Source organism: Streptomyces sp. NPDC004732, from assembly GCF_040609235.1.
Classification (GTDB): Bacteria; Actinomycetota; Actinomycetes; order Streptomycetales; family Streptomycetaceae; genus Streptomyces.
Genome location: NZ_JBEXJR010000011.1, coordinates 351,535 through 358,771, shown reverse-complemented (window position 1 = coordinate 358,771; position 7,237 = coordinate 351,535). Strand labels below are relative to the sequence as shown.

10 protein-coding genes are annotated in these 7,237 nt (G+C 73.6%); 3 read left to right on the top strand and 7 right to left on the bottom strand.

Annotation, left to right across the window (positions count from 1 at the left end; all coding sequences use genetic code 11):
• Positions 1–176: 176 nt before the first annotated feature.
• Entirely contained in the window at positions 177–2,015 is a 1,839-nt protein-coding gene (locus tag ABZV77_RS32170; protein WP_356264471.1) for a glycoside hydrolase family 15 protein, read from the top strand.
• A 4-nt stretch (positions 2,016–2,019) separates the two neighbouring features.
• The gene (locus tag ABZV77_RS32165) at positions 2,020–2,775 is read left to right on the top strand and encodes an SDR family oxidoreductase (protein WP_356264468.1); all 756 of its coding nucleotides are present in this window, start codon (positions 2,020–2,022) and stop codon (positions 2,773–2,775) included.
• Positions 2,776–2,786: 11 nt separating this feature from the next.
• Here the strand turns inward: ABZV77_RS32165 and amaP are convergent, their stop codons facing one another.
• The 5 genes from amaP to ABZV77_RS32140 are packed head-to-tail and all read right to left on the bottom strand — an operon-like array spanning position 2,787 to position 5,105.
• Positions 2,787–3,374: an alkaline shock response membrane anchor protein AmaP gene (amaP, locus tag ABZV77_RS32160; RefSeq protein WP_356264465.1), complete on the bottom strand. Its 588-nt coding sequence runs from the start codon at positions 3,372–3,374 to the stop codon at positions 2,787–2,789.
• Positions 3,371–4,042: a DUF6286 domain-containing protein gene (locus tag ABZV77_RS32155; protein WP_356264462.1), complete on the bottom strand. Its 672-nt coding sequence runs from the start codon at positions 4,040–4,042 to the stop codon at positions 3,371–3,373. The genes amaP and ABZV77_RS32155 overlap by 4 nt, the downstream gene beginning before the upstream one ends.
• Positions 4,039–4,383 carry a hypothetical protein gene (locus ABZV77_RS32150; protein WP_356264460.1) on the bottom strand — a complete coding sequence of 115 codons (345 nt, stop codon included), beginning with the start codon at positions 4,381–4,383 and terminating at the stop codon, positions 4,039–4,041. The genes ABZV77_RS32155 and ABZV77_RS32150 overlap by 4 nt, the downstream gene beginning before the upstream one ends.
• 3 nt (positions 4,384–4,386) lie before the next feature.
• On the bottom strand, positions 4,387–4,572 hold the full coding sequence (locus ABZV77_RS32145; RefSeq protein WP_356264457.1) for a hypothetical protein: 186 nt from the start codon (positions 4,570–4,572) through the stop codon (positions 4,387–4,389).
• 47 nt (positions 4,573–4,619) lie between these two features.
• Positions 4,620–5,105, bottom strand: coding sequence for an Asp23/Gls24 family envelope stress response protein (locus tag ABZV77_RS32140; RefSeq protein WP_356264454.1), 486 nt, complete (start codon positions 5,103–5,105; stop codon positions 4,620–4,622).
• Positions 5,106–5,233: 128 nt separating this feature from the next.
• On the opposite strand from ABZV77_RS32140, the gene ABZV77_RS32135 reads away from it, so the two are divergent.
• Positions 5,234–5,956, top strand: coding sequence for a nucleopolyhedrovirus P10 family protein (locus ABZV77_RS32135; RefSeq protein ID WP_356264451.1), 723 nt, complete (start codon positions 5,234–5,236; stop codon positions 5,954–5,956).
• Between the two features lie 18 nt (positions 5,957–5,974).
• On the opposite strand, the gene ABZV77_RS32130 is transcribed toward ABZV77_RS32135, so the two are convergent.
• Positions 5,975–6,778, bottom strand: coding sequence for an enoyl-CoA hydratase/isomerase family protein (locus tag ABZV77_RS32130; RefSeq protein WP_356264448.1), 804 nt, complete (start codon positions 6,776–6,778; stop codon positions 5,975–5,977).
• 135 nt (positions 6,779–6,913) lie between these two features.
• On the bottom strand, positions 6,914–7,135 hold the full coding sequence (locus ABZV77_RS32125; RefSeq protein WP_055550175.1) for a helix-turn-helix domain-containing protein: 222 nt from the start codon (positions 7,133–7,135) through the stop codon (positions 6,914–6,916).
• Positions 7,136–7,237: the final 102 nt, after the last annotated feature.

The following is a 7,237-nucleotide window of genomic DNA, read 5'->3' as shown; positions in this document are numbered from 1 at the left end:
CCGACAACGCGGCTGGGGGTCCCCCCGCGCCCTTCAGGCGTGGGGGAGGGCGTGCCGGGCGTCGCGGGGCAGGCGGGACTTCCGACACAGGCCCTGGGCGAGGCCACGGCCGCGTAGCGGGCGGACGTCACGCACGCGTCCGATTGACGGGGGCCGTCTCCGGGAACCCGTCATCCGTGTCCCGCCGCATCGAAGACCTCGCCCCCGCCACCGACCTCCCGCCCGCCGGAGACCTCGTGCCCATCGAGGACCTCGCGCTCATCGGCGACCACCAGACGGCCGCCCTCGTCGGCAGGGACGGCTCCATCGGATGGCTCTGCCTGCCCCGCTTCGACTCGGCCGCCTGCTTCGCCGCGCTGCTCGGCGACGAGGAGAACGGCCACTGGCGCCTGGCGCCCGTGGGCGCGGGCCCTTGCACCCGCCGCGCCTACCGCCCCGACTCCCTGGTCCTCGACACGGAGTGGGACACCGATGACGGCTCTGTGCGCGTCACGGACTTCATGCCGCAGCGCGACCGCGCCCCCGACGTCATCCGCATCGTCGAGGGACTCAAGGGGCGCGTCACCCTGCGCAGCACCCTCCGGCTCCGGTTCGACTACGGCTCGGTCGTGCCCTGGATGCGGCAGGAGGACGGCCACCGCGTCGCCGTGGCGGGACCCGACTCCGTGTGGCTGCGCAGCGAGCCCGCCGTGCACACCTGGGGCCACGCCTTCGGCACGCACTCCGAGTTCACCGTCGAGGAGGGCGAGAAGGTCGCGTTCGTCCTCACCTGGCACCCCTCGCACGAACCGCGCCCCGCGCTCGTCGACCCGTACGAATCGCTGCGCCACAGCCTGGACGACTGGCGCGCCTGGACGGCACGCTGCCACTACGAAGGACCGCATCGCGACGCGGTCGTCCGCTCCCTGATCACCCTCAAGGCCCTCACGTACGCCCCGACGGGCGGCATCGTCGCCGCCCCCACCACCTCGCTGCCCGAGGAACCCGGCGGGGTGCGCAACTGGGACTACCGCTACTGCTGGCTGCGCGACTCCACCCTCACCCTCGGCGCCCTGCTCGCGGCAGGCTTCTCCGACGAGGCCGAGGCGTGGCGCGACTGGCTGCTGCGCGCGGTCGCGGGCAACCCGGCGGACCTGCAGATCGTGTACGGCCTCTCCGGAGAGCGCCGATTGCCCGAGTACGAGGTTCCGTGGCTGTCCGGGTACGCGGACTCCGCCCCGGTGCGCATCGGCAACGAAGCGGTCGAACAACTGCAGCTCGACGTGTACGGCGAGGTCGTCGACTCGCTCGCCCTCGCCGACCGTTCGGGCCTCGCCACGCCGCCGCACGCCTGGCACCTGCAGCTGTCCCTGCTCGAATTCCTGCACCAGAAGTGGCGGGAGCCCGACCAGGGCCTGTGGGAGGTGCGCGGCCCGCGCAGGCACTTCGTGTACTCCAAGGTGATGGTCTGGGTCGCCGCCGACCGCACGGTGCGCGCCCTGGAGAAGAACCCGAAGCTGCCCGGCGACGTCGAGCGGTGGCGGAAGCTGCGGGACGAGGTGCACCGCGAGGTCTGCGAGCGCGGCTACGACCCGGAGCGCAACACGTTCACGCAGTCCTACGGCTCCGCCGAACTGGACGCCTCGCTGCTGCTCATACCGCGTGTGGGGTTCCTGCCGCCCGACGACCCGCGCGTCATCGGCACCATCGACGCGGTCCATGCCGAGCTCGGCCACGAGGGGCTCCTGCGCCGCTACACCGCCGACCAGACGGCCATCGACGGCCTGCCGGGCCAGGAGGGCGTCTTCGTCGTCTGCTCGTTCTGGCTGGCGGACGCGCTGCACATGACGGGCCGCACCAAGGAGGCGCGCGAGCTGTTCGAGCGCCTGCTCGCGCTCCGCAACGACGTGGGGCTGCTCGCGGAGGAGTACGACCCCTCGTCCCGCCGTCAGCTCGGCAACTTCCCGCAGGCATTCAGCCACATCGGCCTGGTGAATACCGCCCTCGCGCTCTTCGGGGCGGACGCGGGAGGATAGGGCCATGGATCTTGGACTGAAAGACCGCGTCTACGTAGTCACCGGCGCCACCCGCGGCCTCGGCAACGCCACCGCCCGCGAGCTGGTCGCGGACGGGGCGAAGGTCGTGCTCACGGGCCGTCAGCAGAAGACGGTGGACGAGGCGGCCGCCGAGCTGGGCCCGAACGCGGTGGGCGTCGCCGCGGACAATGCCGACCCGGCCGCCGCGGCCGCCCTCGTCGCCGCGGCCCGTGAGCACTTCGGCCGCTTCGACGGCGTACTGATCAGCGTCGGCGGGCCAGCACCGGGCTTCGTCGCGGACAACACCGACGAGCAGTGGCAGGCGGCGTTCGAGTCGGTCTTCCTCGGCGCGGTGCGGCTCGCCAGGGCCGCGGCCGCGGAGCTCGGCGAGGGCGGCGTCATCGGCTTCGTGCTCTCCGGGTCGGTGTACGAGCCGATCGCGGGCCTGACGATTTCGAACGGCCTGCGGCCGGGGCTCGCCGGGTTCGCCAAGTCCCTCGCGGCCGAGCTCGGCCCGCGCGGCATCCGGGTGGTCGGCGTGCTCCCCGGCCGGATCGGCACCGACCGCATGCGTCAGCTGGACGGCCTCTCCCCCGACCCCGAGGCCACCCGCGCCGCGAACGAGGCGGGCATCCCCCTGCGCCGCTACGGCACGCCGCAGGAATTCGGCCGCACCGCGGCGTTCCTGCTCTCGCCCGCGGCGTCGTATCTGACGGGGATCATGGTCCCGGTGGACGGCGGCTCACGCGCCGGGTTCTGACGGCGCGAGCCTCAACTCACCCGTTCCGCGCGGTGCTTGGCGGCCCGCAGGCGGACCGTGGCCGGGAGCGAGGCCAGGCCCGCCGAGTCGCGGGCCCGGCCGAGCGTGTCGGCGGAGAGCCGGTGCAGCGCTTCGGACGGCGTGGCGTGCGGGGCCAGGACGAGCTCCACGCGCGCCTGCGGGGTGCTGCGCCGGCCGGTCAGCACGACCTGGGCGCGCTCGACGCCGTCCAGCGTCTCGGCCTCCTTGGCCAGTACGTTCTCCATCGCCCGGCCGCGCAGCAGCGCACCCTCGCCGTCCCCGGTCTCCACCAGGACCTCCGCGAGGCGGCGCCTGCGCAACTGGGCGGAGAGCGACCACAGCGCGAGCAGCACGCACACCGCGAGGGCGGCGATGACCGTGGGCCAGAACCATCCGTCGCCCCGCCACCGCGCCCGGTCGGCCGCGCTGACCAGCACGTCGTGCCGACCGTCGTGGATCCACCAGGAGGGCGGGGAAGCGCCGAGCCCGACGGCGAGCACGGAGCCGCCGAGGACGAGCAGGACCAGCCCGACGAGAGCCAGGAGCACGCGGTTGACCGTGCGCAGCACGCCGCTCACCCCTTCCTGCCCGGCCGGGCCACCCGAACGGAGAGTCCGGGGGCGCGGGCCAGTCCGAGGTCGCGGATGCCGTCGGCCAGTGTTGCGTCCAGGTCGCCTCGTACGTCGTCGAGTTCGCGGAAGTGGGAGACGGCGCGCACGTCCACCTTGGAGCGCTTCATCCGGACCCGCACGGACTGCACGCCGGGCACGTCCATGGCGCGGTCGCGGAGCACCATGGCGGCGGCCCCGCGGTACAGCCCCGCGCGCACGTCGGAGTGGGTGCGGCGCATCGGCAGGATGCCGCGCTGCCCGGGCGTCGCGGCGAGCACGATGAGCCAGATCCCGAGGGCGGCGGCGACCGCGGCCCCGGCGAGCACGGCCGTGTCGTCGAGGGGGCGGCTGCCGAGCTGCCGGGCCAGTTCGCGTCGCCAGTGCATCGCCGGATGGTCGGCCCGGACGGCGACGACGTCGTAGAGGAGCAGCCCGGCGGCGCCGAGGACCACCAGGGCGACGAGGGCCGCGGGCACGCGGCGGGGCGCCCAGAACCGGGCGGCCTTCTCTTCGTCGTCGGAGAGCGTGGGCAGCGGGTCGTAGGCCGCCGCGGAGGCCGACTGGCCGAACTCGCCCTCGGACTGCTCGATGACCGGCAGCGGCTGGGTGCCGCCACCCCCTCGGGGTTCACTCATCGTGTCCTCCCCTGTGCCGCGGCGCGCACCTGCGCGGAGTGCAGCCGCTCCACCTGAACGGCCACCTCGGGTACGTCCATCCCCGCCAACGCCTCTACCCGCTCGGCGACATGGCGACGCACCGCGCCGCACTGCCCGCCGATGTCGCAGGGGTAGTCCAGCTCCAGGCTGACCCGGATACGGGCCGATTCACGGTGGACGGAGACCGTGGCGCGCGGCGGCGAGCCGTCCGCCGGAACCGCGTCCACCGCCTCGCGCGCCGCCCGTGCGGCGATCTTCGCGACGACCCGGTCGGCGATCCGGGTCGCGCCGCGCTCCCGGGGCGCGACCTGTGCCGCCACCGCTCACCGCCGCCGGTCGCCGCGGCTGCGGAAGAAGTCGCCGGGCTCCAGGTCCCCCTCGAGGAACCTCCCGGCGACGAAGCCGATGGCGCCCAGGGCGGCCACCAGCAGGAACGCCCCGAACCCGCCGAAGTATCCGGCGAAGCCGAGTGCCATTCCGGCGACCATGCCGATCACGGCCATACTCATCGTGCGCTCCTTGTCGAGACGTCATCGAAGACGCCGTCGAGGACGTCCTACTGAAGGCGTCCCTGCGGCTCGTCGTCTTCCTCGTCGGGCAGCTTCACATCGCTCACCGCGATGTTGACCTCGACGACCTCGAGCCCGGTCATGCGCTCGACGGCCGTGATCACGTTCTCCCGCACGTCCTGTGTGACGTCCGCGATCGAGACGCCGTACTCGACGACGATCTCCAGGTCGAGCGCGGTCTGCACCTCGCCGACCTCGGCCTTCACACCGCGGGACACGGACTTCGAGCCGCCGGGCACCCGGTCGCGCACGGCGCCGAAGGTGCGTGCGAGGCCGCCGCCCATCGCGTGCACGCCTTCGACGTCACGCGCGGCGAGGCCCGCGATCTTCTCGACGACGCCGTCCGCGATGGTGGTGCGGCCCCGGCTGGCGGGATCACCGCCGCCCCTGCCGGGCGCGGGCCTCGCCGCGTTCTCGTCCGGGGAGTACTTCTCCAGCGTCTGAGACGCCTTGCGCTGTCCGGTGTCGGTCATGGCCGTGCCGTCCCTTTCAAAAGGGGAACTGCCCCGTGGGGAATCTGATCCGTCGAGTGGGGCTGCTTCTCAGCCCACATTAAGCGCGGCCCCACCCCCGCGCGCCCGGGATGCGGCAGGCTTGAGCCATGACGGGCGAGGGTTGGACGCAGGCGGTACGCCGACAGCTGGGGCTCGGCCGGGTGCTGCCGCTGGGCGGCGCCGCGGACGGCGCGTGGGTGACGGAATCGGCGGTGGACGGCGCGTTGCGCCGGATGGCTGAGCGGGTGCCCGGCGTGCGTCTCGGCACGGTCCGCCTCGCGCTGGCCGCTCCGGATGCGGCGTCCGTCGCGGCCGTGCCGTCACCGCCGAGCGCGCTGCCGCCCGGGCCGCTGCGGATCAGCGCGGAGTTCGCGGCCGTCGCGGGCGAGCCGCTGCCCGCGGCGGCGGACCGGCTGCGCGCCGCACTGTCGGAGGCGGCGGACGGGCTCGGCCTGGTGACGGACGGGGTGGACCTGAAGGTGACGGCCCTGCTCGACACGGCAGAGGAGGGCGACGTAGCCGTAGAGAGCCACGCGGGCGGCACCAGCGCCGGTGACGGCGCGACGGACGGCGACGGCGACGAGGCGCGTGCCGAGCGGGCCGCCCTGTCGGTGCTCGGGGTGGCCCGGCTGACCGGCGTGCTCGGCCGGGCCGTGCACATCGAGGAGCGCCAGGCGACGGGCTCGCTGCCGCGCCGCCACGCGCGCGTGGAGCTCGCGACGGACCACGGGCACCGCGCTCTGGACGTGGCGCTCGCGGTCCGCGCGGCGGTCGGCGCGGCCCTGCCCGATCACCCGTCGGTGGCCGTGCTCGTCACCGAAGTGCGGTAGCGGACCTGCGGCAGGGCGTCAGTCGCCGAGGCCCGCGAGGTCGCGCAGCCGACGTCCCTGTGCGGCGCGCTCGGCGACGCGCTGCTCCTCGTAGGAACGGCCCGTGGCACCCTGCAGCAGCGCCTTGGTCTCGATGACGGCGTCCCGGGGCGCGGCGACGAGCGCGGCGGCCAAGTCCTTGGCGGCAGCGTCGAGTTGGTCGGCGGGCACGACGAGGTTGGCAAGGCCCACCCGCTCGGCCTCGTCCGCGTGGACGAAGCGCCCGGTGGCGCAGATCTCCAGCGCGCGGGCATAGCCGACGAGCCCCACCAGCGGGTGCGTGCCGGTGAGGTCGGGGACCAGGCCCAGGCTGGTCTCGCGCATGGCGAACTGCACGTCGTCCGCCGCGATCCGCAGATCACAGGCGAGCGCGAGCTGGAAGCCGGCGCCGATGGCGTGGCCCTGGACGGCGGCGATGGACACGATGTCGCTGCGCCGCCACCAGGTGAACGCTTCTTGGTACTCGGTGATCGTGGCGTCGAGAAGACCGTCCTCACCGCGTGCCAGATCGATGAAGGACGGTTCGCCGTCGAAGCCCTCGGGCGTGAACGCCTGCCGGTCCAGGCCCGCGGAGAAGGACTTGCCCTCTCCGCGCAGCACCACGACTCGGACGTTGCCCGGCAACAGCTGACCGGCCTCGACCAACGCCCTCCACAGCGCGGGAGATTGGGCGTTGCGCTTGGCCGGATTGGTCAGCGTCACCGTGGCGACGGCCTCGTCGATGGTGAGGCGTACGCCGTCCTTGTCGAGAACCGGTGCGAGCTCGCTGTCGGACGAAGCCATGGGGTGCCTCCGATGGGGGTGCGGTCGGACCGGACGCTGGGAGCGCCCGTAAGTGACTGCACAGTAACCACCCGGCCAGTCACCCGACCGACCGGGTGGTCACCATCGGACCATGGGACAGCGTGCCGCCTGCCGTCAGCCGGCGGCGGCCTTCTTGCCTCGCGTCGCCCCGCCGCGTCCCCGCAGCGTGACGCCGGATTCGCTGAGCATGCGGTGCACAAAGCCGTACGAGCGGCCGGTCTCCTCGGCCAACGCCCGGATGCTCGCACCGCCGTCGTACTTCTTCTTCAGGTCTGCCGCGAGCTTGTCGCGCGCGGCGCCGGTTACCCGGCTGCCCTTCTTCAGAGTCTCGGCCACCCGTGCCTCCTCATGGGAAGTGCGCTCTGGACTTCTCATGATCACCCCTCCCGGGCTTCCTGGCCACCCATTCGACAAGGTCCGTACGGCGCGCTTCCCCTC